This window comes from Corallococcus exiguus (assembly GCF_009909105.1).
GTDB classification, from domain to species: Bacteria; Myxococcota; Myxococcia; order Myxococcales; family Myxococcaceae; genus Corallococcus; species Corallococcus exiguus.
Genome location: NZ_JAAAPK010000002.1, coordinates 590,807 through 615,058, shown reverse-complemented (window position 1 = coordinate 615,058; position 24,252 = coordinate 590,807). Strand labels below are relative to the sequence as shown.

Annotated in this window: 20 protein-coding genes; 7 read left to right on the top strand and 13 right to left on the bottom strand. The window is 70.2% G+C overall.

Features of this window, described 5'->3' with window-relative positions; all coding sequences use genetic code 11:
- Positions 1–111 precede the first annotated feature (111 nt).
- The 3 genes from GTZ93_RS08995 to GTZ93_RS08985 are packed head-to-tail and all read left to right on the top strand — an operon-like array spanning position 112 to position 4,675.
- The gene (locus GTZ93_RS08995; protein ID WP_139915093.1) at positions 112–2,337 is read left to right on the top strand and encodes a DUF4139 domain-containing protein; all 2,226 of its coding nucleotides are present in this window, start codon (positions 112–114) and stop codon (positions 2,335–2,337) included.
- Complete coding sequence (locus tag GTZ93_RS08990; protein WP_139915094.1) at positions 2,337–3,896, top strand: mucoidy inhibitor MuiA family protein; 1,560 nt, start codon at positions 2,337–2,339, stop codon at positions 3,894–3,896. Before GTZ93_RS08995 ends, GTZ93_RS08990 begins: the two co-directional genes overlap by 1 nt.
- A gap of 14 nt (positions 3,897–3,910) precedes the next feature.
- Positions 3,911–4,675: an alpha/beta fold hydrolase gene (locus GTZ93_RS08985; RefSeq protein ID WP_139915095.1), complete on the top strand. Its 765-nt coding sequence runs from the start codon at positions 3,911–3,913 to the stop codon at positions 4,673–4,675.
- Here GTZ93_RS08985 and GTZ93_RS08980 read toward each other — a convergent pair whose 3' ends face one another.
- From GTZ93_RS08980 to def, 5 genes are all read right to left on the bottom strand, one after another.
- Positions 4,676–5,185 (bottom strand): hypothetical protein, encoded by a 510-nt coding sequence (locus GTZ93_RS08980; RefSeq protein WP_139915096.1) that lies wholly within the window; start codon positions 5,183–5,185, stop codon positions 4,676–4,678.
- 69 nt (positions 5,186–5,254) lie between these two features.
- The gene (locus GTZ93_RS08975) at positions 5,255–6,415 is read right to left on the bottom strand and encodes an FAD-dependent monooxygenase (RefSeq protein WP_139915097.1); all 1,161 of its coding nucleotides are present in this window, start codon (positions 6,413–6,415) and stop codon (positions 5,255–5,257) included.
- A 30-nt stretch (positions 6,416–6,445) separates the two neighbouring features.
- Positions 6,446–7,294 carry an MBL fold metallo-hydrolase gene (locus GTZ93_RS08970; protein ID WP_120574262.1) on the bottom strand — a complete coding sequence of 283 codons (849 nt, stop codon included), beginning with the start codon at positions 7,292–7,294 and terminating at the stop codon, positions 6,446–6,448.
- A 19-nt stretch (positions 7,295–7,313) separates the two neighbouring features.
- Positions 7,314–8,381 carry an NADH:flavin oxidoreductase/NADH oxidase gene (locus tag GTZ93_RS08965; RefSeq protein ID WP_139915098.1) on the bottom strand — a complete coding sequence of 356 codons (1,068 nt, stop codon included), beginning with the start codon at positions 8,379–8,381 and terminating at the stop codon, positions 7,314–7,316.
- Positions 8,378–9,004, bottom strand: coding sequence for a peptide deformylase (gene def / locus GTZ93_RS08960; protein ID WP_120574264.1), 627 nt, complete (start codon positions 9,002–9,004; stop codon positions 8,378–8,380). The genes GTZ93_RS08965 and def overlap by 4 nt, the downstream gene beginning before the upstream one ends.
- A gap of 138 nt (positions 9,005–9,142) precedes the next feature.
- Between def and GTZ93_RS08955 the strand changes: the two genes are divergently transcribed.
- On the top strand, positions 9,143–9,640 hold the full coding sequence (locus tag GTZ93_RS08955) for a hypothetical protein (RefSeq protein ID WP_139915099.1): 498 nt from the start codon (positions 9,143–9,145) through the stop codon (positions 9,638–9,640).
- Positions 9,641–9,642: 2 nt separating this feature from the next.
- Here the strand turns inward: GTZ93_RS08955 and GTZ93_RS08950 are convergent, their stop codons facing one another.
- Positions 9,643–10,794: a fatty acid desaturase family protein gene (locus tag GTZ93_RS08950; RefSeq protein WP_139915100.1), complete on the bottom strand. Its 1,152-nt coding sequence runs from the start codon at positions 10,792–10,794 to the stop codon at positions 9,643–9,645.
- Positions 10,795–10,888: 94 nt separating this feature from the next.
- Positions 10,889–11,365 (bottom strand): MaoC family dehydratase, encoded by a 477-nt coding sequence (locus tag GTZ93_RS08945; RefSeq protein ID WP_120574267.1) that lies wholly within the window; start codon positions 11,363–11,365, stop codon positions 10,889–10,891.
- Between the two features lie 211 nt (positions 11,366–11,576).
- Between GTZ93_RS08945 and GTZ93_RS08940 the strand changes: the two genes are divergently transcribed.
- Positions 11,577–12,974: a BamA/TamA family outer membrane protein gene (locus tag GTZ93_RS08940; RefSeq protein ID WP_257978914.1), complete on the top strand. Its 1,398-nt coding sequence runs from the start codon at positions 11,577–11,579 to the stop codon at positions 12,972–12,974.
- Positions 12,975–12,983: 9 nt separating this feature from the next.
- Here the strand turns inward: GTZ93_RS08940 and GTZ93_RS08935 are convergent, their stop codons facing one another.
- From GTZ93_RS08935 to menA, 5 genes are all read right to left on the bottom strand, one after another.
- Positions 12,984–13,829 carry a DUF5995 family protein gene (locus GTZ93_RS08935; protein ID WP_139915101.1) on the bottom strand — a complete coding sequence of 282 codons (846 nt, stop codon included), beginning with the start codon at positions 13,827–13,829 and terminating at the stop codon, positions 12,984–12,986.
- Positions 13,830–14,098: 269 nt separating this feature from the next.
- Positions 14,099–15,352 (bottom strand): c-type cytochrome, encoded by a 1,254-nt coding sequence (locus GTZ93_RS08930; RefSeq protein WP_139915102.1) that lies wholly within the window; start codon positions 15,350–15,352, stop codon positions 14,099–14,101.
- 101 nt (positions 15,353–15,453) lie between these two features.
- Entirely contained in the window at positions 15,454–16,584 is a 1,131-nt protein-coding gene (locus tag GTZ93_RS08925) for a hypothetical protein (protein WP_139915103.1), read from the bottom strand.
- A gap of 15 nt (positions 16,585–16,599) precedes the next feature.
- Positions 16,600–18,531: a hypothetical protein gene (locus GTZ93_RS08920; RefSeq protein ID WP_120574272.1), complete on the bottom strand. Its 1,932-nt coding sequence runs from the start codon at positions 18,529–18,531 to the stop codon at positions 16,600–16,602.
- A 234-nt stretch (positions 18,532–18,765) separates the two neighbouring features.
- The gene (menA, locus tag GTZ93_RS08915) at positions 18,766–19,692 is read right to left on the bottom strand and encodes a 1,4-dihydroxy-2-naphthoate octaprenyltransferase (RefSeq protein WP_139915104.1); all 927 of its coding nucleotides are present in this window, start codon (positions 19,690–19,692) and stop codon (positions 18,766–18,768) included.
- Between the two features lie 218 nt (positions 19,693–19,910).
- On the opposite strand from menA, the gene GTZ93_RS08910 reads away from it, so the two are divergent.
- The gene (locus GTZ93_RS08910; RefSeq protein WP_139915105.1) at positions 19,911–20,600 is read left to right on the top strand and encodes a DNA-binding protein; all 690 of its coding nucleotides are present in this window, start codon (positions 19,911–19,913) and stop codon (positions 20,598–20,600) included.
- Between the two features lie 209 nt (positions 20,601–20,809).
- Positions 20,810–23,260 carry a lytic transglycosylase domain-containing protein gene (locus GTZ93_RS08905; protein WP_139915106.1) on the top strand — a complete coding sequence of 817 codons (2,451 nt, stop codon included), beginning with the start codon at positions 20,810–20,812 and terminating at the stop codon, positions 23,258–23,260.
- 55 nt (positions 23,261–23,315) lie between these two features.
- Here the strand turns inward: GTZ93_RS08905 and GTZ93_RS08900 are convergent, their stop codons facing one another.
- Positions 23,316–24,131 (bottom strand): hypothetical protein, encoded by an 816-nt coding sequence (locus GTZ93_RS08900; RefSeq protein ID WP_120593515.1) that lies wholly within the window; start codon positions 24,129–24,131, stop codon positions 23,316–23,318.
- Between the last annotated feature and the right edge of the window lie 121 nt (positions 24,132–24,252).

Sequence of the window (24,252 nt, the reverse complement as noted above, 5' to 3'; positions counted from 1 at the left end):
CGGCGCGGTGCGTGATCCGCGCCGTGGAAAGCCTTGCCCCCTCTTCTCCCCGGTCGCCATTCGCGGCGGCCTCGGGGTAGCCTGCGGGCCTCTCCACGGAAGAGGGGGCCCATGAGAGTCGTGTCGTCCGTCCTGGAATCCGTCACCGTTCACGCCGAGGGCGCGCTGTGCACGCGCGCGTTCGTGCTCTCGCCCGAGGACGGTCACCTGCCCGGCCAGGTCCGCATCGACGGCCTGCCACTGTCCCTGCGCACGGGCTCGCTGCGCGCCCGGGTGGTGGAGGGGCCGCCGGACCTCCTCGTCCGCGACCTCAAGCCCACGTTCGACGTGCGGATGCCACCGGAGTCGGAGCTGCCCGCGGAACAGCACTCGCTCGAAGCGGCGGAGGCCATCCTGGCGGCCGTGCATGGCCGGCTGGAGCGGGTTCGCGCGGAGATCTCGGCGCTGCGCGGGCTGACGCCCACCTGGCCGGCCCCGCGCAAGGGCCATCTCCCGCGCGAGGCACCGCTGTCCTCGATGCTGTCCCTCACCGGCTTCGTGGACTCGGAGCTGGCGGAGTTGCAGGCCCAGGAGCTGGACCTGGCGCGCCAGCACCGCGACGCCACGAACGAGCTGGAGCTGCGCCGCCGCCGCGTCCAGGAGCTGTCCTCCGCGAAGAGCGTGGACCGGACCCGGCTGTTCCGCGCGGCGCTGCTGACGCTGTCCGGCCCCATCGCCGCGAACGCGGACGCGCGGCTGGTGCTGGAGTACGCGGTGGCCGGTGCGCGCTGGGTGCCCACCTACGATCTGCGCCTGCCGCGCACGCTGGAGGAAGGCACGCTGCGCATGCGCGCCGCCGTCGTCCAGCGGACCGGCGAGGACTGGAACGGTGTGCGGCTGGCGGTCTCCACCGCGAGCCTGGAGCGGCGCGCGGAGGTGCCGGAGCTGAAGTCGCTGCGCATCGGCCGCAGCCAGCCTGCCCCCGCGCGCTCGGGGTGGCGTGAACCCGCGCCGGGCCTGGAGGAGCTGTTCGCGGGCTACGACGCCCTGCACGTCGCCCGCCCGGAGCCGGTCCTTCCCAAGCCTCAGCCTCCGCCCGCGCCGATCATGAGTGAAGGCGCCTACGAGCAGGAGAAGCTCTACAAGGAGTCGGCCTCGTTCGGAGGCGCGCCAGGAGCAGCGCCCAGCATGTCCGCGCCTCCTCCGCCAGCGCCCATGGCGCCGGCACCGAAGTCCTCGGGGGCTTTTCTGGGAGCGGTTCGTCCCTCGGCGTCCCGCCGCAACGTCACCGGCGCCATCCCGGCACAGGAAATGCCCGGGGCCCGCGGCGGTGGCGGCAGCGACCGCATGCGCAGCAAGAAGCGCGCGGTCGAGGAGGACGACTTCGCTGGCGCCCCGATGGCGGACATGTCGATGGACGAAGAAGAGGGTGGCGCCGGCGATGAGCTCCGGAGCGCGGCCGGCCTGGAGCCGGCGGACCGTCTGTTCGACTACGACTCGCTGACGCTGGCCCCCGCGGCCTCCCAGGCGCAGCGCGGCCGGTTGCGTCCCCGCTCCGCGCTCGTCTCCCAGGCGATGCTGTCCATCACCTCGGTGAACGTGCAGGTGGAGGTGGTGCGCCTGGAGGCGCAGGCCTTCGTCATCGCCGAGTCCGTGAACAGCGTGGCGCCCCCCACCTGGGCCGTGCCGCCGCACGACTCCGCCCGCCACTTCGATGCGCGCTTCGACTCGGACGCCGTCGCGGACGTGCCGTCCGATGGCGCGTGGCACACCGTGCCCATGCTGACGGTGCCCCTGGAGCTCAAGGCCGAATACGTGTGCGTGCCCTCCGTGGAGCCGCGCGTCTTCCGCACGGTGCGCCTGGACAACGCCTCGCCGCATCCGCTGCTCGCGGGGCCGGTGGACGTGACGCTCGGCGACGAGTTCCTGATGACGTCGCCCATGCCCACGCTGGGGCCGGGCGAGACGCAGCGGCTGGGCCTGGGCGTGGAGGAGGCGCTCCAGGTGGCGCGCAACACCCGCTTCGACGAGGCCTCGGGCGGCATGTTCGGCAACAGCACGGTGCTCACGCACCACGTCTCCGTGGAGGTGGCCAACCACCTCTCCCGCGCCGCGAACATCGCCATCTCCGAGCGGATCAGCGCGATCCCCGAATCCCAGAAGGACATCAAGGTGGAGGAGGCGGAGGTGGCACCGCCCTGGCAGAAGGCCACGCCGCTGCCGGGTGAAGAGGCAGTGGAGGGCGAGCGGGTGTGGCGCGTGAGCGTCCCCGCTGGAGAGAAGCGTTCGATGAAGGCGTCGTGGGTCGTGAAGCTGCCCGCCAGCAAGATGCTGAACGGCGGGAACCGGAGGACGTGATGCGCACTTCCATTCTGTTGCCCCTGATCAAGGTGACGGTCCTGGAGGACCGGGCGCTCGTCGAGCGCAGCGGCACGGTGACGCTGCCGCCGGGTCCCTGCCGTCTCGTGGTGGACGGGCTGCCGGCGGTGGCGGTGGACCGCTCGCTCCAGGCGAAGCTCACCGGCGGCATGGTGACCCAGGCCAGCCTGCGCCGTTCGATGCGCGCGGTGCTGCCCGAAGCCCTGCGCGAGCACCACTCGGAGCTGGCCCGCCGAGCCTTCGAACGCGAGCAGGTGCTGGCGCGCGCCCAGGCGGAGGTGCGGCGCCTGGAGGCGAAGCACGGCCTGCTGGAGACCGCGCGCCGGGACATCCTCCGTTCCATCTCCGAGCGCACCGGAGCCGGTGAAGCGGATCCTGCGCGATGGAAGGAACAGCTCGCGACGGTCCGCCAGGAGCAGACCGCGACCGACGATCAACTGCGGCAGGCCCGCCGTGAGCTGGGTCGCCTGGAGCGGCAGCACATCCAGGAGTCCCGCGACGTGCTGTCCCGCACGGAGATGCCGGAGCCCAGGCTGGACGTGCGCGCGGAACTGGACGTGAGCCACGCCGCGGGCGGTGAAGGGACGTTGACGCTCAGCTACCTGGTGCCGTGCGCCGCGTGGCGGCCGGCCTACCGCGCGGTGTTGGGTCTCGCGGATGAGGCGTCCTCGGTGAAGTTGGAGTGCGAAGCCGTGGTCTGGCAGAACACCGGCGAGGCGTGGAAGGACGTGACCCTGGCCTTCTCCACGGCGCGGCCCACGCTGGGCGCCACGCCGCCCCGGCTCACGGAGGACTGGCTCTTCCTGCGGGAGAAGACGTCGCGCGAGAAGCAGGTGGTGGACGTCTCCATGCGCGAGGAGTCCCTCCAGGAGACGGGCGAAGCGGGAGCGACGAAGGCGGCGGACGCGCTGCCCGGCATGGACGACGGCGGCGAAGCGGTGACGCTGTCCGCGCCGCACAAGGCCACGGTGCCGTCGGACGGAGAGGCGCACCGCGTGGCGCTGTTCGCGTTCACGTCGCCGGCCACGTCGGAGCTGGTGGCCTGCCCGGAGCAGTCACCGCTGGTGCACCGCGTGGCGAAGTTCGACAACACGGGGCCGGCGGTGTTGCTCGCGGGGCCGGTGGACCTGGTGCGCAACAGCGGCTACGTGGGCCGCGCGCAGCTGAAGTTCGCGGGCCGGGGCGAGCGCGTGAAGCTGGGCTTCGGCAGCGAGGACTCGCTGCGCGTGTCGCGGCAGGTGGACGTGGGCGAGGAGGTCGCTCGCATCACGGGCCGGCGCACCCGCACGCAGAAGGTGAAGCTGTTCATCTCCAACATGGGCGCGAAGCCCACGGCGCTCGCGGTGGAGGAGCGCATGCCGGTGTCGGAGGTGGAGGCAGTGGAGGTGGCGCTGCTCAAGGACGCCGCGAAGCCCGCGCCCACGAAGGTGAGTGCCGAGGGCATCGTGCGCTTCGAGCTGAACGTGCCAGCGCGCTCCCGGCAGACGGTGGACTTCGGCTTCACGGTGGCCCGCGCAGCGAAGGTCGCGGGCCTGTAGGGAATCGCCACGCCATGCCCTTCGCGACGAAGTCCGGCCGCCGCATCCACTACGAGGTCCAGGGCCACGGCCCTCCCCTGCTGCTCCTGCACGGCCTGCTCCAGTTGGGCTCGCACTGGTCGCTCAAGGGGTACCTGCCCGCGCTGACGGATGCGTACACGGTGGTGACGTTCGACTCGCTGGGGCATGGCCAGAGCGACACGCCGCACGACCTGGAGGCCTATGCGCTGAAGCATCGCGTGGAGGACGCGCTGTCGGTGCTCGACACGCTCTCCATCGACCGGGCGCACACGTGGGGCTACTCGATGGGCGGCTGGACGGTGTGTGGCCTGGCGTCCTTCGCGCCGGAGCGGCTGGCCTCATACGTGGTGGGCGGCTGGGATCCGGTGGTGGGCCTGCCCGTGGCCTACGCGGCCATGGAGAAGCAGCTCAAGCCCGGTACCCGCGTGGACTGGTTCCAGGTGCTCCTGATGGGAGCACGACGCGCGCCGGAGCTGGCGGAGGCCATCGACGCGGGAGACCTGGACGCGCTCCGGCTGTGCATGAAGGCCTGTGAGACCTCGGCGGGCCTGGATGAGGCACTGGTGCAATCCGGCAAGCCAGGGCTGCTGTACTGCGGCGTGACGGACCCGTACCACGGCTCCATGAGGGCCGTAGCGGAGCGGGCCGGCGCGGCGTTCGCGACCATCGATCACGCCGACCATGGCGGCGCCTGGGCGAAGGCGCCCAAGGTGCTGCCGCACGTCCTGCCGTTCCTCGCCTCCGTCACACGGCCCTGATCAATTCGCGGACTGGATGGCGATGACGCGGACGTCGAAGTCCTTGCAAGCATCGTCCTTGCAGATGCCGTTGAGCCACGCTTCGCCCTGGCCGAACATCACGCCGTCGGCGTTGACGAAGAGGTCCGCGTAGCGCTGCCGGGTGATGACGTTGGCGATGGCCGGCGTGACGATGACGTCGTAGTGCCTCACGAACGCTGCGGCGTCGGGCAGCTTCACCTTCCTGCCGCCCACGTTCGCGGTGAAGGGATACGCCACCAGGGCCGCGACCGCCTTCGCATCGTGCGCGGCCACCGCCTTCTGGAACGCCGCGAAGGCCTGTTCGTACTTCGCGGGTTCTCCGAGGACGCTCTGGATGCGGGCGTTGACGTCTCCGGTTCCGGCATCCGGCGTACCGGTGACGACATTGGGAGCGACTGGTGGCGCGGTGGCTGCCGGTGTTTCAGCGCGTTGACAGGGAGCCGCTGACACAAGAACAAGGGCGGCAAGCCGCGTGGGCTTCGTCTGCATGAGTTCCCCCCGCCAGGGCAGGCTGCTCTCTCTCCTGGCAAAGACAAACTCTATAGAGCCCGATACGTCTCAGCTCACGCCTTGGACCAGCGTCCATAGCTGGCGTCTCGCGGCCGACTGCGGGACTCGCCGGAATAGTGCATCACGGACAAAGCGCGCGGCTCCATTCTCCCACTGGGCCACACGTCCCACCTGATGTGAGCGCACGACCAGTGCGTTGGCACGTTTCACCCGGCGGGACTCATACAGACGCAGTGCGTCCTCCACACTGCCCGGCGCAGCGAGACATTCCCCCAGCACCACACCGTCCTCGATGGCCTGACATCCACCCTGCCCCAGGTTCGGAGTCATGGGATGCGCGGCGTCACCCAGCAACGTCACCCGGCCCCGGCTCCAGTGTCGCACCGGTGGACGGTCGTGGATGTCCGTGCGCAGGACGCGCTCAGGCGGCGTCGCCGCGAGCAGCTTCGCGATGGGCGCGTGCCATCCGGCGAAGCGCTCCTGAAGGACGGCGAGCGTCTGTCCCGGCGCATCCTCCGCCCCCGCGAGCGCGTTCAGCGTGGCGAACCAGTACACCTCGCCATGGCCAATGGGCACGATGCCGAAGCGGGACCCAGGTCCCCACGTCTCGGTGACCTGCCCCGCCTCCACGAGGTCCGCCCCCGGGCAGACCCCGCGCCAGCTGGTGTAGCCGGAGTAACGCGTGGGCTGCGCGCCCAGCAGGCCGGTCCGCACGGCGGAGCGCAGTCCATCCGCGCCCACCAGGACGTCGCCGGTGACGGTCTCGCCCGTGGACAGCGTCACCGTGACGCGGGCGCCGTCGTCCTGGAAGCCCGTCACGCTGACACCCAGCCGCACGGCCTCCTCCGGGCCCGCGTGGGCGTGAAGGACCGCCTGGAGGCGCGCGCGGTGCACGGCCACCATGGGGATGTCCAACTCCTCCTGGAGCGAGAGCACGTCGATGGCGGTGATACGAGCGCCCGTCGAATCGAGGATGAGGGTCCGCTCGGCGCGCTCGCCCTCCGCGACCACCGCGTCACACAAGCCGATGCGGCGCAGCGCGACCGCGGCGTTCATCTGCACGATGATGCCCGCGCCCACCGGGCGCAGTGCGTCGGCGCGTTCGAACACCGTGGCGCGAAGGCCCGCGCGCTGGAGGGCACAGGCCAGCGTGAGGCCTCCAATGCCTGCTCCGGCGATGAGGACGTGGCGGGTGGATGCGGACGTCATGGCGGCCTCCGGTCATGCCGGCGCCACGGGTCAACCGAACCAGCGGCCGGCGTCAGGAGCAAAGACTCGCACGCGCTCAAGCAGCGACGCTGGCAGACGGGCCTGGAGCGTCGCGTGGACCTGCGCGGGGCTGTAAGCCTGACTGAAATGCATCAGGACCAGGGCCTCGTTCTGGAAGCGGTCCGCCATGGAGGCGATCTCCTCCAGGTGGATGTGGGCCCGCTCCTGCGCGTCGCGCACGGTGCGCTCCGCGTCGATGAACGTGCATTCGAGGATGAGCACGCGGCTGTCGAACAACGACGGCTGACGCTCCAGCACGTTGGAGAGAGTGTCGGTGCAGTAGGCCAGCTCCAGCCGCTCGACTTCATCGAACAGCGGCTCACCGGCCTGACGACGGCGGCCAATCTCCGCCGGAGGCAACTCGCGAAACTCCGGCTTGAGCTTCGCGACGCGGCGGAGGAACTGGTAGCCCAGCGACGGCACGGGATGGTGCGTGCGAAAGGCGCGGACCCACACATCCTGCTGCACCTTCACGGTGTCACCGGGGCGAAGGGGAACGGTGCGGACCTCCGACTTCATCCGGTGCAGGCGCCCCAGGGCCGCGAGCGCCTCCTGCACGGGCGCTTCAATCTCCGCCGGCAGATAGACGAACGGCGGCCCCTTGCCCACGAGCGCGCGGATGCCCAGCAGCGAGCCCAACGCGCTCGCATGGTCCGCATGCCCGTGGCTGAGGAAGATGCGGTCCGTGGTGGCGAAGGAGCGGATGGGGATGCCCGCGTCGAGCAGCACCCCCAACTCCGGCACCAGGAGCGACGTGTACACGCCGCCCACGGACACGCCGCGCACGGTATAGGGTCCCGCCTGCACCTCGGTCAGCATGCGCGGAAGCCTACGCCGATCAGTTCTTCGCGCGCTCGTACTGGTGCGGCCACAGCACATCCGCACGCAGCTCCTTCGCGGCGCGCAGCGGCCAGTACGGATCCCTCAACAGCTCGCGCGCCAGGAAGACGACGTCCGCCTGGCCCGTGGCCAGGATGTGCTCGGCCTGGAACGCGGAGCGGATCATCCCCACCGCGCCCGTGAGCAAGCCTGTCTCCTTGCGCACCTGCTCCGAAAGCTGCGTCTGGTAGCCCGGCCCCACCGGAATCTTCGCGTACGGCACCACGCCGCCGGACGAGCAATCCATCAGGTCCACGCCCTCCTTCGCCACCAGCCGCGCCAGCGCCACGGAGTCCTCCGGCGTCCAGCCGCCCTCCACCCAGTCCGTGGAGGAGATGCGCATGAAGAGCGGCAGCGACTCCGGCCACTTCGCCCGCACGGCGCGCGTCACCTCCAGCGCGAAGCGCGTCCGGTTCTCGAACGTGCCGCCGTACTTGTCCGTCCGCTTGTTCGACAGCGGCGACAGGAACTCGTGCAGCAGGTAGCCGTGCGCCGCGTGCAGCTCGATGACCTGGAACCCCGCGGCCTTCGCCCGCACCGCCGCGTCCGCGAACGCCTTCACGATGCGCTGGATGCCCGCCTCGTCCAGCGCGGTGGGCACCGGGTAGCCCTCCTCGAACGCCTCCGTCGTGGGGCCCAGCACCTGCCAGCCGCCATGCTCCGGTTCCACGCGCTTGCCCGCGTCCCAAGGACGGGGCGTGGAGGCCTTGCGGCCCGCGTGTGCCAACTGCACGCCAGACGCGGCGCCGTTCTGGTGCATGAAGCGGTTGATGCGCGCCAGCTGCTCCACGTGCGCGTCCTTCCACAGCCCCAGGTCCTGCGGCGAGATGCGGCCCTCCGGCTCCACCGCCGTGGCCTCCGTCACCACCAGCCCCGCGCCCCCCACCGCGCGGCTGCCCAGGTGCACCACGTGCCACTCGTTCGCGAAGCCGTCGTCGCTCGAGTACTGGCACATGGGCGAGACGACCACGCGGTTGCGCAGGGTGATGTCCCGCAGCTTCAACGGGGAGAACAGCTTGCTGCTCATGTCGGGTCCTTTCGAGGAAGCGAAGGGGTCTGCTCTGGCAAGCCCAGCGCCGTGCGCACCTGGGCCGTGCTCTTGCCCAGCCAGTGCCGTCGCTGGTTCTCCTGCGTCGTGAGGCTGCGCGTCTCCATGCGGTCCACGTAGAGCGTGCCGTCCAGATGATCCAGCTCGTGTTGGATGATGCGCGCGTACCAGCCGCGCGCGGACACCGACACCGGCCGCCCGTTCTCATCCAGCGCCTCCACCCGCACGCCACGCGCCCGGGCCACCAGCGCCGCGAAGCCGTTCACGCTCAGACAGCCCTCGTGGAACTCCATCGGCGTGGGGTCCTCCACCACGAGCTTCGGGTTGATCAGCACGTGGAAAGCCACCGGCGAGCGCTCCCGCAGCGCCAGGTCCGCGGGCGCCGCGCCAGCCTGGTACTCGGCGCGGTCCTCGATGACCACCAGCCGCAGGCCCACGCCCACCTGGGGTGCCGCGAGCCCCACGCCGGGCGCGTCCCTCATCGTGTCGCGCATCAACTGGATGAGCTGCCGCGTCGCTTCGCTGCCGATTTCTTCCGGGGTCAGCTCCCGCGCGCGCTGGCGCAGCACCGGTTCCCCCGCCTGGACGATCTTGAGCACCATGGTGGCCCCACCGTAACAACCGCTCTCCCGCCGCGCCGCAACGCCGTGGGGCCGGCATGGGCCCGGCCACCCGGCTCCTCACGAAGCGGGCGGCCCCTGGCGTGGAGGGGTACCACTGACGGTAGGCTGTGTCGCACCATGGCTCGCCGCAAGAAGGCCGACGAAACCACCGCGCGCGTGCGCAACCTGCTCGCCCTCGACGCCGCCGGCATCATGCGCCGGCTGGCCGCACGCAGGGAGGACATGTTCCTCCTCTTCTCCCGCCTGCGCAGCCGCGGCCCGCTGGTGGAGACGGTGGCCTCGCGCTACGCGGACGGCGCCTTCGCCCAGCTCATCCACCTGACCGAACAGGAGCAGGCGGTGGTGGACCACTTCTACGGGCGCCTGGACGAGCTGCGCTGGTACTTCACCTACACCGAGGACATGCCCGGCACCGCGCACCAGACGTTCAACACGCTGCACCGCCGCCTGGAGGAGAGCTACCGCCTCTTCGTGGACACCCTGGGGCTGCCCGTCCAACCCGACGGTGTACGCGTGGTGAACGCGGAGGCCGTGCGCCAGGAAGCCACGGCCTCGGAGGCCACGCCCGTGGCGCTCGCCCCGCTGCCGCGCCGCCGTCGCGCTCCGCCCGCCTGACGCTAGGCCGCGGAGGCCTCCGCGCGAGCGTCCGCGGCCGACATCCCGGGCGCCGCGGCCTTCACCAGCCGCTTCATGGACGCCTTGCCCACGACGACGTCCACCATCTTCCGCGCGCGCGTCCAGACGCTCTCCTGCACGTACGGGATGCCGTACTTCTCGCAGAGGGCGCGCACGTGCGGCTGCGCCTCGCGGTACTTCAGCATCGGCAGGTCCGGCCAGAGGTGGTGCTCAATCTGGTAGTTCAGCCACAGGTGCGCGAAGTCGTTGAGGTCGCCGCCCGTGCGGTAGTTCGCGCTGCCCACCACCTGCTGCACCATGCGCTCCCCCTTGTTCGCGGGCGCGGAGTCGAAGCGGTACAGGTCCTCGCCGGTGTGGTTGGGGCCCACCACGAAGAACGTGTGCAGGTTGGTGACGACGTCCGCCAGCACGGAGTTGCAGAGCACGCTGAACGCCGCCCACGGCCCCACCACCAGGAACGCCGCCGGATACAGCCCGAAGAAGACGGTCGCGTACGGCAGGTAGCAGCGCGTGAAGAGCTCCCACAGCTCCGCGCGCGTCAGCGCCCCACCCTCGCGGCGGCCCTTGCGGCGCAGCGAGCCCAGCGTCTCCGGCGCGTAGTAGCTCGCGCGCCAGGTGACGGCCAGCAGCGCCAGTTGCACGTAGCGCAGGGCCAGCGGCCGGCCGGTGTCACGCAGCGAGCCCTCCGCGTTGCGCTCCAGGAGGTCCGGATCCGCATCCTCGCCGGTGTGCGAGTGGTGCAGCACGTTGTGCTCGAAGACCCACGCCTCCGGCAGCATCCAGTCCAGCCAGTCCACGAACCGGCGGTTCCCCTTCGCGAAGCCCTTGCTGGTGCGCGACGCGGGCATGCCCGGCACGCGGTCATAGCCCCGGTGCCCCACGTGGTGCATGAGCAGCCAGCGCGTGGAGCGGCCCAGGCCCAGCGCCAACGCGGAGAGTGGATTGGGAGCAATCCACGCCGTGGCCATGCCCAGCACCGAAGCCACCTTCCCCCACCGCTCCATCTTCCGCAGGTGCGCCTTGTCCGCTTCACCCAGGTTCGCGTCCAGCTGGGCGCGCAGCGCCTTCAGCTCCGCGTAGAAGCCCTCCACGTCCACGGAGGCCAGGTCGAAGTCAGGGGTGGCGCGGGACATGCGAAGGGACTCCTCGAGAGCGGGACGGGGACCACGGCCGATGCGGGCCGCACGGTAGCCTCCGCCAGCGCTCACGCAAAGCGTCACGTCCCGCTCACCCGCTCGCCGGGCGACGGGGCAGCACCAGCTTCGCGATGAGCACCTGCAGCACGTCGCCCTTCTGGTTGCGAGTTTCGCTGCGCACCGTGGCGATGCCCCGGTCCGGCCGCGTGCGGGAAGGGATGATCTCCAGCACCTCGCTCTCGACCTGGAGGATGTCCCCCGGGCGCGTGGGCCGGGGCCAGCGGATCTCCCCGCCCGCCCCCACGATGCCGCCCTTGAAGGGCAGACCGCTCTGGACGTTGAGCTTCATGGTGAGCGCCGCCGTGTGCCAGCCGCTCGCCGCCAGCCCTTCGAACAGCGTGTCCTTCGCCGCGGCGTCGTCCAGATGGAAGCCCTGCGGGTCGAACTCCCTCGCGAAGGCGATGATCTGCGCCGCGTCCAGCGCGTGCGTGTCACTGAAGAACTTCTGCCCCACGGACAGGTCGTCCAGGAACAACTCCTGGCGCCCGCCCTCTGCCGTCGATGCCATGCCCACGTCCCTCCGGGACGGATGCCCGCCCACATTATGAGCATAATCCGTCCATGACCGGGGCGCTCGTCCGGGTGCCACTGTTCTCCAGGTCGCACGGGTGGCCGCCCCCGGGTCGCTCCGGATGCCGAACGTTGAACATCGCGCGCCCGCACCGGCGGACACGCGCCGAAACAACCAGCGCCCGCGGCCCGTGGAGTATGAGCAGTGCGTGCCTCTCTCCTGCTTTCGCCGTCACCTGTCCGTCCTCGCCTTGGCCCTGACGGGCCTGGCGGCCCCCGTCGCCCACGCCGACGAGGACACGCCCGTGTCCTCCATCGACCGCTCCCAGGTCGGAGAGGTGACGGTGGAGGGCGCGAACAAGACGACGTCCGGGACGGTGCGCTCGTTCGGCCAGGTGGGCGTGGGCGACGAGGTGGACAGCGAGGAACTGGAGAAGGTGGAGCGGCGCCTGTTGGCCACCGGCCTCTTCCAGGAGGTCCGTGTCGGCACCGAGCCGATGCCCGACGGGCGCGTGCGGCTGGTGCTGCGAGTGAAGGACAAGGCGTCGTGGGTGGTGGCCCCCACGGTGGCGCTGTCCTCCGCGAACACCGGCGGCGGGCTGCTCTACGCGGAGAACAACCTGGGCGGCCGCGCGAAGAAGTTCGCCGTCGCGGCCCAGGTGAGCACCGGCGAGAGCGGCCTGTACGTGGGCTTCCTGGATCCGATCCTCTTCGGCCTGCCGCAGCTCAAGTTCAGCCTGGAGGGACAGCTCAAGAGCGACCGCGTGGACGAGTACAGCATGGACGCCAGTGAGGACGACCCGGAGATCCTCCGGCGGACGCGCTTCAACTCCGCGTCCATCAGCTCCGAACTGGGCTTCATCCTCTTCGAGCGCGTGCGCGCGGCGGCGAAGTACCGCCTGGCCAGCATCGACGCGAAGACTCCGGATCCGCAGATGCCGGTGACGGTGCCGCCGTTCTCCACCGGCCCCGCCATGCGAGACACGTCGCTGCGCCTCATGGTGGGCCTGGACTCGCGCCAGACGCTGCACGCGGTGACGGAGGGGCTCAACCTGGAGGCCTCCTACGAGGTGTCCACCCCGGGCGTGTGGAGCGAGTTCGACTACCGCAAGTTCGGCCTCCTCTATCGCCACGGCATCCGCTTCTTCACGGAGAACAACCTGGTGCTGCGCGGGGAGCTGGTCCTGGGCAGGCACCTGCCCTTCCAACAGGAGCTGGTGATGGGCGGCAACACGCTGCGCGGCTTCCAGTACCGGCAGTTCCGCGGCGACAGCCGGCTCACCTTCACGGCCGAGTACCACTTCCCCCTCTTCAAGGTGCAGTCGCTGGCCTTCCGGGGCGTGGCCTTCTCCGACACGGGTGCCATCGCGTGGTGGGATGTGCCCGAGGACGGAAACCTGCGCGACGCCAACGGACGCGTCATCCGCAACTACCTGCGGGAGACGATCACGGGCCAGAACGCCGTCACCGTGGCCCAGGGCGTGGGCGGGGGCCTGCGGCTGTACCTCAACAACGTCGTGCTGCCCCTGTTGGGCGTGGACGTCGCCTACGCCGTCAACTCCGGCCAGGTGCGCTTCTACCTCGTGGCCGGAGTCACGCCCTCCTGATGCGGCTTGCTAGCCGGCGCGGGCAGCGTCCGCGTCCGGCTCAGGCTCCGGAGGCGGCACCACGCCGGGCCATGCCTCCGGCGGCAGGTCCAGGCTGAACGGCGGTGACTCGCCGCGCACCGTCCACCAGAGCGCCTTGTCCGCGCACAGCGCCTGCGCGATGCGGCCGGACGTCGTGCGGACGCGCTCCACGACGGCCTGGTGCTCCTCGGGCGTCTGCGCCTCCAGCATCGCGACGACGTTGTCCCAGACGCGCTGCCGCCAGACGATGAGCATCCGCATCACCGCCCGCTCCACCACGGGGCGGCTGAAGGGCACGCGCAGGAGCAGCCGCGTGGACGCGCACCGGTAGCGCTCCGCGAGCAGGTCCACGCAGTCCGGGATGCACGAGCGGAGGATCTCGTTCACGTGGAAGTAGTCATGCCGGTAGCGCGCCATCCGGCGTGCATCCGCCGGCGGCGACTGGTGGGCGATGTTGTCGTAGACGACCATTCCCAGGTCGTGGTTGATGTGGGCGCTCACGCCCAGCAGCGCGTCCTGGTACGGCTGCGTGAGACCCTGGGCCGGGTAGTGCGTCGCGAAGCGCCACGCCGCGGTGGGCAGCGGCAGGTTCTTCAGCGAGTCGCGCACCGCGATGAGCGCCTCCTCCGCGAAGCGGCCCGTCAGGTGAGACAGCCACTCGGGTTCGAGGAAGCCGCCCGCGTCATCGCGGCTCAGCAGGTGGACGACCTTCCGAGTGACGATGGCGTAGATGTCCAGGAAGATGGCGCGTGAGTCATCCCGCGCGTTCAGCCGGCCGAGGATCTTCTCCAGACCCTCCAGCGCCTCCTCCGCGTTGACCGGATTCCAGAGCACGTCATCCAACCGGATGGGCCCCTGCGCGTCCGGGGCCTTTGTCTCGTGGAGGTGAAGCGACTGGGAACGCTGCGACCGGTGAGCCGAGGGGGAAGCCGGTGAAACATTCATGAAATGACGCTCCGCGGGGTGGGGGAACGACTTCACATGAAAGCTTATCTGAACCGGTCCCTCGTGTGATGACACCCGCTCGGAAGAAATTCGATGTTTCACGAGGCCCCCCGCGTGTTGACACTCACGCGGGGGCCTTTGTCACATCGATGTCAAACTCAGGGCGTGGTGCCTTCACTCACGGTGCTGCCCGTCTTGCCCAGGACGTACCTGGCGAGCGCGAGGGCGTTGTTCTCGTCGACGAGGGACTCGTAGGTGGGCATTTGCGTGCCGGGCTTGAAGGTCTCCGGGTTGCGGATCCACTTCGCCACTTCCTCAGGAGCCTTGCCCTTGGCGCCCTGGAGCTTGGCCTCGTAGGCCTTGCCGGGGGCGTGGCAGGTCGCGCAGCCCAGGGAGCTGAACATCTTCTCCGGGTCGCTGGAGGGCTCCGCCTTGGGGCGGCCACCGGCGGGCGGCGGCACGACCTTGTCGTTGGGCTTCATGGAGCGCAGGAAGGTGTAGAGGGCGGAGAGCTCCACGGCGTCCGCGTAGCGGTACTTGGGCATGGGCGCGCGCAGGATGTAGCCCCCGGGCGTGATGCCCGTGACCATGGCGTGATTGAACTCGTCCAGCGTCCACTTGCCGATGCCGGCCGTCTCGCTGGGGGTGATGTTGGGCGACAGCAGCTTGCCCTCGCCGCCCAGCGGCACCATGTCGAACTCGAAGCCGCCGCTCAGCAGCGTCTCCGGGTGCTGCATCTTCACCGCGCTGCTCTCCAGGCCGGGCGAGTGGCAGAAGGTGCAGTCGTAGACGCTGGAGGCCAGGTAGCGGCCGTACTCCACGGAGTCCGCCGCCTTCGCGGGCACGGGCACCGGCTCCGTGCGGCCCTTGTCGTTGATGCCCATGGCGAACGCGAACGCCATCCGGCCCGGGGGCGTCAGCTCGGAGCGCGGCGGCTGCTGCTTCTCCGGCGCGAAGTCCGGGTGCCCGGAGCGCATGAAGCCGATGACCGCCGCGATGTCCTTGTCACCCATGTTGGGGAACGGGGGCATGGGGCGGAAGTGGTGGTTCTTGTCGATGCCGTTGATCACCAGGCGGGCGATCTCCTGGTCCGTCCAGGCGCCCACGCCCTTCTCCATGTCGGAGGTGATGTTCGCCGAGTAGAAGGTGCCCAGTTCGGCCGGGAAGTCGAACATCCGGCCGCCCACGGGTTTGGTGTTGCCTCCGCCCGCGTGACACTCGCCACACACCGCGCGGAACACCTGCTCGCCGCGGGCAATGCCCTCAGGAGAGCTGTCCCGCGTGATGTTGGGCAGCGCGACATAGTCGTACGTCTTGTTGATCTTGTGGGTGGCCACGCCCATGGCGGAACCCGCGCCAATCAGGACCAGGGCGACCAACGCACCAATGGCGATCAGGATCTTCTTCATCATGGGGAACGCTTCTCCGGATGAACGGGGACGACACACGGCGCTGCTGCCTGCCCCACGGGGGAGGAGTGGACAGAGCGCCGGTGTTGGGACGGGTGAGGCGGCTACTGGCCCGGCAGACAGGTGCTGGGCGGGGGAATCGAAGGCGTCGTCGAGGGCGTCTTGCTGTACATCTGGAGGCCAGCGAACGTCACGCTGCCCGGGGCCACGGGGAGATCCAGCGGCTGGAGCACCCACGGGCGCCCTTCCGGGTCGCTGGTGGTGGAGTCCACCGCTTCGTAGTGGACCACCGGCGGCGGCCCCATCGGCGGCAGCGGCAACGGCGGGTGGACGACAGCGACGACGCCCAGGGAGCTGTTCGGCGCCGGCGGCCCCGGCGGGATGAAGAAGCCGCGCGTGGACTGGAACGGCGCCAGCGGCGGCGGCAGCGCGCCTGGGGGCGCCCACTCGATGTTCAGCACGCGGCCCGCGCTGGCCACCACGGTGGTGTTCGCAGCTGGCACGCGGAAGACGGGGAAGCCCGGCCGGTACAGCCAGAACACCGTCACGCCGCCGAAGCGGGCCGGGTTGAGCAGGTCCGCCACCGTGGTGAGCGTGCCCTCGGTGGTCAGGTACTTCGCGACCGCCTCCAGGATGCCCTTGTCGCTCATCTGCAGGGCCTCCAGGCCCACGCAGGCGCTGTGCGCGGGCACCACCGGCCGCACCGTCAGCGTGGGCACGTAGTTGCCCTCCGGCACGGGAGGCAGCGGCGGCAGCGGCGGCCCCGCAGGGGCATTATTGGCCAGCGTGCCGCTCGGCACCCCTGGCAACGCCGACGACAGCACGAAGAACGGCGCGCCCCGGCGCGTGGGCACCTTGTCCAGCGTCCAGACGCCATGGGCGTCCGATGCAGCGAACACGCCGCTCTCCGCGAGCACCTGGCCCGTGGCGCTGTCCAGCAGGGTGATGGGCGCGTTCTGCACCACCGCGCGCTGCAGGAGCGGGCTGAACTCCGCGTACAGCGGCGGCAGCGGGCACTGCGCGGGCGGCGGCGCGCAGGCCGCCAGGTTGAAGAAGTAGGCCTCCGGGTCCACGGTGAAGCCGTTCAGCCGGGAGGTGAGGCCCTCCGGCTCGCGGTTCTCATACGTGGGGCGCGGCGTGAAGGTCGACGCCGTGGGGTTGTTGGAGGATTCCTGGCAGCCGGCGTTCAGCAGGGCCGCGCCGAGGAGCGTTCCGACGAAGAGAGCTCTTTGCATGGCGGGTTGCTTCCCCTACTTCGCGGGGAGGATGTGGCTGGCGGGAAGCTGATCGCCGCCGTGACAGGTCTGCGCGCAGTTGCCGAACCGGCTGGGCGTGCCGCGCTGGTTGAAGGCGATCTGGAAGAACTCGTCCCCGTGCTGGGAGATGTGGCACGAGCCGCACAGCGACAGGCTGGGACGCTCCGTGCTCTTGCGCGTCAGGTGGCACACGGTGCAGTCCGCGCGGTTCGCCGGGTACGTGGGCGAGTTCATGTGGATGCGGTGCACCATCTCCTGCGTGCGGCCCACCGTGTCCGTGTCGTAGTGGTGGCAGACCTTGCAGCTCTCGATGTGGTCCACCGACAGGCCGTGGCGCAGGTTGTCCAGCGACAGCACGCCGCGGTGGCAGAGCTGGCAGTTGCCCACGTTGCCCGGGTACGTCGTCGACTCGTCCTGGCCCACCTGGAAGAAGAAGGGGTTCAGCTTCGCGACGCGCTCGCCCATGGCTCCACGGTTGAACTTCACCAGTGCCACGTAGGTGCCCGGCTTCGCGTTCGCGGGCAGCGAGAACGTCTGGCGGGTGGGCCACTTGTAGTCGATGAGGCCCGGCGTCAGCCCCGTGAGCGTGGCGTCATCCAGCGTCGCGAACGGGAACGGCTTGGCGAAGAACTGGGGCTTGTCGCTGGGGTTGCCCAGGACCTGGAGATCCTGGAGGGGGCCCGCGATGGCCACGTTGGAGATGGAGTCGTTCTCCGTGACGGACGCGATGACGCCGGGGACGAACGTCACGAGGCCGTTGGACTGGCCGCTGATGATCTCCCGCGCGCTGGGCAACAGGTCGCGCGAGTGCAGGTGGGCGCCCGCGCTGTCGCGCAGGTCCACGTAGACGCTCACGTCCTCGCCGGGCTTGTAGAAGCTGCCCTCCTTCGGGGGCGAGAACACCAGCCGCGAGTCCAGGCCCGGGTTGCACTGCACCGGGTTGCCGGCGTCGTCGGTGCAGGTGGACGGGCGATCATCCGGGATGACGTACGTGACGGGGAAGAAGAACGGCTTGTCCGGCAGCTGGCTCCAGGTGGCCTTGAGCGCGCCGGGACCGGACAGGCGCGGCACGCGCAGCACCTTGAAGGGGTTGGTGCTGCCCACCCAGTCCACGCGCGCGATGGTGCGGGTGATGGCGCTCTGGTCCAGACCACCCGCGAAGCCCGTCACGGTGCCCGGGTCCTTGTCGCCGGGGAAGCGCGGCGGCTTCAGGTTCTCCGACCGCCAGGAGAAGCGGCTGTGGCCGGCGTAGGGCGAGGAGGCCAGCAGCTCCGAGCGCAGATACGTCTGGCTCGCGCGCGGGGTGCCCGACTCGTCCAGCACCTCCACGGTGATGGTGTCGTCCTTCACCTTCTGCCAGTTCGCGTTGCCGAACTGCACCTCGCGGGTCCAGCAGTCCTCCACCGCGCCCGCGAGGCTGTAGAAGCTCCACTCGTCCGGGCCCTGGTTGACGTTGGTCCAGTCCAGTCCCGAGAAGACGGACTGGTTTTTGATCCACGCCAGCGCGGCCGTCTGGTCGTTGGGATTGTTGTGCTGGTTGACCACGGTCTCCGACACGGAGAACTGGTTCAGGAAGTACTGGGTGTCCGACAGGATCTGCAGCGTCCCCGTGGGAGGCGACTGCGTCAGCGGGTTCTGCGCGAGCGGCGTGACGCACACGTCCGGGTAGGTCACCGGGAGGTCGTTGTGCCTCAACGGCACGCCGTTCTTCGCCACCATCTGCCCGTTGGGCAGGAAGGCGCAGCCGTTGATGTACTGGAGACTCAGCCGGATCGCGCCGGAGTTGAGGCCCTGGTACGGGTCGAACCGCTTGGCACCGCGGCCCGTGGTGGACCCCTCGTCATCAGTGACCTTGAGGAGGTTGCAGGACAGCAGGGGCACCAGCAGGGCGCACCACGCGCTCTTCAACAGGATTGAGCGATTCATGGAAGACGAGGCCGGAGGGAGTCGGGGGGAGGAAAAGGAGCAGGTGTCCTCACGCGCGGGCCCACGCGACCCACCCTTCCCGACGCCGCCAGCGCTCCGCGACGCGGAGATGGTGAGGCCTGGTAAGGGTTGGGAGGAGAACACCTCATCGGTTCAAACTGACCACATTATGAGAGTCCGCGCAATTCGTGGACTTCAGATCGCACAGAGGGAAGCACGCGCCCGCGCGCCGGATCAGAGGCTCAGGCCCGCGGACAGGAGCAGCGCGAACACCAGCCCGAGCGCGGCAGTCTTCCCCAGGTGTGGGTTGAGCGCGCTGCCGTCCTCGCGCCAGATGGCGCGGATCTGCCGCACCGCGAGCGGCAAGGCGACCAGGGTGAGGAGCCAGGCCCAGCGGTGCTCCGGCAGCACCGCCCAGGCAATCACTGGGAGCACGAACGCGCCCCCTACCGCCAGCGTGTATTCCCACTGCCCGAAGCGCTGGCCGAAGCGCACCACCAGCGTGCGCTTGCCGGCGATCACGTCCGTCTTGCGGTCGCGCAGGTTGTTCACCGCGAGGATGCCCGCGGAGAAGAGCCCCATGGACAGCCCCGCCACCAGCACGGCCGGTGTGACGTGGTGCGTGAGCACCACATAGCTGCCGCTCACCCCCAGCAGCCCGAAGATGATCAGCACCAGCACGTCCCCCAGGCCCAGGTACCCCAGGGGCACGGGGCCCGCGGAGTAGAAGACCGCGCCCGCCAGGCAGAAGGCGCCGCCCGCGAACACCGGCCAGCCCTCCGCCTGGGTCAGCAGCAGCAGCGCGAGCGAGGATCCGGTGAACGCCAGCGCTGCGGCCGTCGCCACCTCGCGCGCCGTGAGCCAGCCCTTCTGCGTGACGCGCGCGGGCCCCAGGCGCGCCTCGGTGTCCGCGCCCCGTTCGAAGTCCGCGTAGTCGTTCACCAGGTTGCTGACGATCTGCATGAGCACGAAGCCCACCAGGAACGTCAGCGCCGGCGCGAGCCGCCAGTGGCCCTCCGCGTTCGCGAACGCCCAGCCCAGCAGCGTGGGGGCGACGGAGGCGGTCAGCGTCTTGGGCCGCAGCGCGAGCCACCAGACGCGGGCCAGAGGGGGTCTTGATTCAAGCGCGACACTCGACGACGGGAGACTCGGAGTGGCCATGGATGTCCGGGGGAGGGCAGCAGGCGCACGGTAAAGCTACAGGCCCGCCGACCGCAAGAGGAGCCAATGCTTCACATCGGTTTTCCTCATGTATCACCTGTCTACACTCCGGCGGGCGGCTGCGTGACACAAAGCCAGACGCCAGTCCCCTCTCGGGCAAATTCCGGAACAATCAGAAATACAGGCCATCCGTGGCCACCGGGTGATAGAAGGCGGCCATGAACTCGACCTCCTTCCCTTCCTCCCCTTCCCTCTCGCGCCGGAGCGCCGTGACGCTGCTGGGCGCGTTCGTGCTCGCGCTCGCCGGGTGTCATCCGGTGCTCTCCATCGAGGACGCGCGCTCGCGCTCCAACGGTTCGGAGGTGGTGGTGGAGGGCGCGGTGACCGTGGCGCCCGGCACGTTCTCCTCCGCCCTGGGCGATGAGGGCTTCGCCATCCAGGACGACACCGGCGGCATCTACGTCAAGCTGGAGGAGAAGCTGTCCTTCGGGCTGGGGGCCCGCGTGCGCGTCTCCGGCACGCTGGACGAGCAGAACATGCTGCGCATCCTCAAGAGCGTGCCCGAGGACGTGGACCTGAAGTCGGGCACGGAGCAGGTGTCGCCCAAGGAAGTGACCACCGGCGGCGTGAACGAGTCCGTGGAGGGCCAGCTCATCCGCGCGAGCGGTGCCATCACCCAGGCGTTCCAGGACGACTCGCCCTACGGCTACAAGCTCTACATCGACGACGGCACCGGCGAGGTGCAGGTGTTCGTCCACGTCTCCGCCGGCTTCGACAAGGCTTCGCTCCAGGCCCTCACCGTGGGACAGCGCATCGCCGTGGTGGGGCTGGCCGCGCAGTATGAGACGACCTACGAGGTGGCGCCCCGCATGCCGGGCGACCTCTCGGTGCAGAGCGCCGCGCCCTGACAGCAGCCAGGCGCCCCTGGGTATGTAGCACCCCAGACGCCAGACGCAGGGTCGATGGGCCGTTGGCTTTCGTGCAGGGCTCCAGATGTGTGCCTGGGGGCGGATGCACGAAAGCCAACGTGCGCCTGACAAGGGGACAGGCGGGCAGGTTCCAAGCGTACGCGCAGTGCCAATCCATCCGAGTCCCTGGCGGACGAACGAGGGCTGGCATGGACGGACTTCGAGGAACAGCAGCGGTCTTGCTTGCGTGCGCGGGCCTGTGGGCCCCGGGCACCGCGTGGGCACAGGCGCCCGACGAGGACGACTCCGGCGACGTGATGTCGGAGGAGAAGCTGGAGGCCCTGCTCGACACGCCGACGGCGCAGCCCTCGCAGGACGAGGTGACGGCGGAGGCCTTCGGGCCGGAGCGGCTTTCGACCTACTTCGCGGAAGGCCTGCTGGCGAAGGCGAAGGCGGAGTTCGACCGCGGCCGGTACAAGTCCGCGCGGGCGCTGCTCGCGACGGAGTCTCCCCCTTCCCTCCCCGGCCGCTTCCTCCAGGCGCAGAGCGCGTTCCTCGCACGGGACTTCGCCACCGCCGCCGCGGAGTTCACCGCGCTCGCGGAGGACTACGTCCCGCTGCGCGACCACTGCCTGATGAAGGCCGCGCAGTCGCATGAACGGCTGCGCAAGCCGCTGCGCGCGGCGGAGCAGTATGGCCTGGTGAGCCCGGGCTCCCCGCTCTACCCGGAGGCCCGCTTCACCATGGCGCGCGTGCTCAAGCGCCAGCTGAAGATCCCCGAGGCGCTGGCCGCGCTCCAGGAGTTCATCGACAGCCGGCAGGCTCGCGGGCCGGACGCGCTGCGGATGAAGGCGCTGCTCGCGTACTGCGACCTGGCACGCGCGGCGGGGCAGTACAACGCCGAGCACCGCGCGCTGCTGGAGGTCTGGGCCACCGCGCCCCTGTCGCCGGAGGCGGATCGCGCGAAGGCCCTGCTGCGCGACCTGCCCCTGCCCATGAAGTGGCGCGTGCGCCGCGCGGAGGCGCTGGTGGAGCTGCACCAGAACGTCCCGGCCATGAACATGCTGGCCCGCTCGGGGCCTCGCACGGAGCTCCCGGACGAGCTGGCCTGCCGCGCCCAGCTCACCCTGGGCCGCGCCCTGCGCAAGGAGCGTCAGCACCGCCGCGCCATCCAGGTGCTGGAGCCGGTGGCGCGCGAGTGCCAGTCGCCGGAGCAGCGGCCGCAGGCGCTCTACCTGCTCGCCTATTCGCAGTCCGTGGTGCAGCCCGAAGCGGCGGTGGACACGTACGCCACGCTGGCGCGGGACTACCCGGAGCACGGCTACGCGGACGACGCGCTGTTCTTCGAGGCCTGGACGCAGCAGCGCCTGGGCCGCGCGGACGAGGCGCTGGAGAACTACGAGGCGCTCGCGAAGCGCTACCCCGCCGGCAACTTCGCCGCCGAGGCCCTCTTCCGCGCCTTCTGGCTGCACCAGCGCAAGGGCGAGACGCAGCAGGGCCTGGCGTCCCTGATGTCGGTGGAGCAGCTGCCGGAGGCCGCGCGCACCGACGACGCCCTCTGGCGCGCGCGCTACTGGCAGGCGCGAGTCCAGGAGAACTCTGGCGCGCTGGACCCGGCGCTCGCGCGCTACGAGCTCATCGCCACCGAGCGGCCCACGGCCTGGTACGGGCTGCTGTCCCGCACGCGGCTGGCGCAGCACGCACCGGAGCGGCTGGCGCGGTTGACGGAAACCGCCGCGCAACCGGCCGTGGCGAAGACCTTGAACACCGCCGCGCCGGCCAACGACGAGGTCTGGCCCCTGCCCCCGGGCCCGCTCCAGAAGGATGCGCGCTTCGCGGCGGGCGTGGAGCTCTTGCGCCTGGGACAGCCGGGCGTGGTGGAGGAGCTGCTCGCGGTGGACACGCGCGGCCTGGCGGAAGCGCCCGCGCGGCTGCTCTACCAGACCATGCGCCGCACCGGCCGGGGCCGGGCCACGCGGCAGGTGGCTCGCGTGACGCTGCGCCAGGAGGCCGCCGGGCCGCTCAGCGCCGCGTCCCGTCCGGTGTGGGAGGCGACATGGCCGCTCGCGTTCCGGCCGCTCATCCAGAGCTATTCGAAGGCCGCTCGCGTGGACCCCGACCTCCTACAGGGCCTCATCCGCGAGGAGAGCCGGTTCAACCCGCGCGCGCGTTCGTCCACCGGCGCACTGGGGCTCGCGCAGCTCATGCCCACGACGGCGCAGGCGGTGGCGGACTCGCTCAAGCTGACGTCGTTCGAGATGTCGTCGCTGCTCCAGCCCGCGCCGAACATCCGGCTGGGGGCGGCGTACCTGGGCTCGCTGCTCAAGCACTTCGACGGCAACCCCGCCTACGCGGTGGCCGCCTACAACGCGGGCCCCAATGCGGTGGAGCGCTGGCGCAAGGCCCTGCCCCAGGCGGAGCTGGACGAGTGGGTGGAGCACATCGCCTTCGACGAGACCCGCGACTACGTGAAGCGCGTGCTCAGCAGCTACAGCGCCTACAAGCTGCTCTACGCCAACGAAGTCCCCGCCTCCTTCGCGCCGGCCCGCAAGGCCCCGCTGGAGGCCGGGCGCACGCCCACGATGAGCCCTGCGTCGGGCGTGGGAGGCAGCGGCCGGAACATGGCGACGCCCACGTCCTCCGTCTCCGGAAGACGCTAGGCGGTACGCCGGACGGGGCCGTGTTCCCGTCCGGCGCTGGGACCGCGGGTTCGCGCTACTTCAGGCCCGTGGGCTGGGTGATGGACTCGGAGCGGATGGTGTACTCGCCAGCGATGGCGTTCGTGTCGATGCCCGTGAAGTGACGGTACGGGTACGCGCCATCCGCGACGGTCTCGATGAACTCCACCGAGTCACCGGTGACGGACTTGCCGTTGATGTCCACGGTGAAGGTGTTCTTCTCCGAGTCCAGGCGCCACACGCACGCGCCCACGTTCGTCTCCGCGGAGCCGGTGGACAGCCCGTCGATGTCGAAGTCGTTCAGGAAGTGGTGGTTCATCTCCGCCCAGCGGAGGAAGTCCCGCCAGTTGGTGAAGGTGATCATCAGCCCGGCCGGCTGGGGGCTGGAGCCCTGGAGCACGCCGCCCCGGTAGATGTTCATCCGGTACGCGGAGCCGCCCGGCGAGCCCGTGAACGTGGGCAGGATGTTGACCGTGTTCGCCTCGCGGCCCGGCGTCACCTTCAGCGTGCTGACGACCTGATCGCCATCGCGCGCGGACAGCTGGTAGCCACCCTGCGCCCCCAGACGCGTCGCCACGCGCTGCTCCCACTTCACGGCCTGCGTGAAGCTGCTGGAGACGCCGTCCTTCTGGGTCGTGAGGTTGGACACCGCCAGCCCGTCAGCGACGGCATCCACCTTCGCGCGGCCCAGCGCGCAGCTGGTGATGCCTTCGAACTTCTTCACGCACTGGGACGCCGCGGCTTCCTGCGCGTTCAGGGAACCGGAGGCCTGGCCGTCATCGGCACCGCCCGCGCAACCCGTGATGCTCAGCAGCATGGAAGCCAGCAGGGAACCCGTGATCTTCAGATGCATCCGTTACCTCATGGTGTGGGGTGTACTGCCCGCTGCCCCACTGCACCCCTCGCGCCAACACCTGGAGCCCGTCTGTTTCACTCGTGTCATTCATTGATTGAGAAAACGGAGTAGCGGCGGA

Excerpts from the sequence above, each read along its gene's own strand:
- GTZ93_RS08995 (WP_139915093.1), top strand. The coding sequence starts at position 112 with ATGAGAGTCGTGTCGTCCGTCCTGGAATCCGTCACCGTTCACGCCGAG.
- GTZ93_RS08990 (WP_139915094.1), top strand. The coding sequence starts at position 2,337 with ATGCGCACTTCCATTCTGTTGCCCCTGATCAAGGTGACGGTCCTGGAG.
- GTZ93_RS08985 (WP_139915095.1), top strand. The coding sequence starts at position 3,911 with ATGCCCTTCGCGACGAAGTCCGGCCGCCGCATCCACTACGAGGTCCAG.
- GTZ93_RS08980 (WP_139915096.1), bottom strand. The coding sequence starts at position 5,185 with ATGCAGACGAAGCCCACGCGGCTTGCCGCCCTTGTTCTTGTGTCAGCG.
- GTZ93_RS08975 (WP_139915097.1), bottom strand. The coding sequence starts at position 6,415 with ATGACGTCCGCATCCACCCGCCACGTCCTCATCGCCGGAGCAGGCATT.
- GTZ93_RS08970 (WP_120574262.1), bottom strand. The coding sequence starts at position 7,294 with ATGCTGACCGAGGTGCAGGCGGGACCCTATACCGTGCGCGGCGTGTCC.
- GTZ93_RS08965 (WP_139915098.1), bottom strand. The coding sequence starts at position 8,381 with ATGAGCAGCAAGCTGTTCTCCCCGTTGAAGCTGCGGGACATCACCCTG.
- def (WP_120574264.1), bottom strand. The coding sequence starts at position 9,004 with ATGGTGCTCAAGATCGTCCAGGCGGGGGAACCGGTGCTGCGCCAGCGC.
- GTZ93_RS08955 (WP_139915099.1), top strand. The coding sequence starts at position 9,143 with ATGGCTCGCCGCAAGAAGGCCGACGAAACCACCGCGCGCGTGCGCAAC.
- GTZ93_RS08950 (WP_139915100.1), bottom strand. The coding sequence starts at position 10,794 with ATGTCCCGCGCCACCCCTGACTTCGACCTGGCCTCCGTGGACGTGGAG.
- GTZ93_RS08945 (WP_120574267.1), bottom strand. The coding sequence starts at position 11,365 with ATGGCATCGACGGCAGAGGGCGGGCGCCAGGAGTTGTTCCTGGACGAC.
- GTZ93_RS08930 (WP_139915102.1), bottom strand. The coding sequence starts at position 15,352 with ATGATGAAGAAGATCCTGATCGCCATTGGTGCGTTGGTCGCCCTGGTC.
- GTZ93_RS08925 (WP_139915103.1), bottom strand. The coding sequence starts at position 16,584 with ATGCAAAGAGCTCTCTTCGTCGGAACGCTCCTCGGCGCGGCCCTGCTG.
- GTZ93_RS08920 (WP_120574272.1), bottom strand. The coding sequence starts at position 18,531 with ATGAATCGCTCAATCCTGTTGAAGAGCGCGTGGTGCGCCCTGCTGGTG.
- menA (WP_139915104.1), bottom strand. The coding sequence starts at position 19,692 with ATGGCCACTCCGAGTCTCCCGTCGTCGAGTGTCGCGCTTGAATCAAGA.
- GTZ93_RS08910 (WP_139915105.1), top strand. The coding sequence starts at position 19,911 with ATGAACTCGACCTCCTTCCCTTCCTCCCCTTCCCTCTCGCGCCGGAGC.
- GTZ93_RS08905 (WP_139915106.1), top strand. The coding sequence starts at position 20,810 with ATGGACGGACTTCGAGGAACAGCAGCGGTCTTGCTTGCGTGCGCGGGC.
- GTZ93_RS08900 (WP_120593515.1), bottom strand. The coding sequence starts at position 24,131 with ATGCATCTGAAGATCACGGGTTCCCTGCTGGCTTCCATGCTGCTGAGC.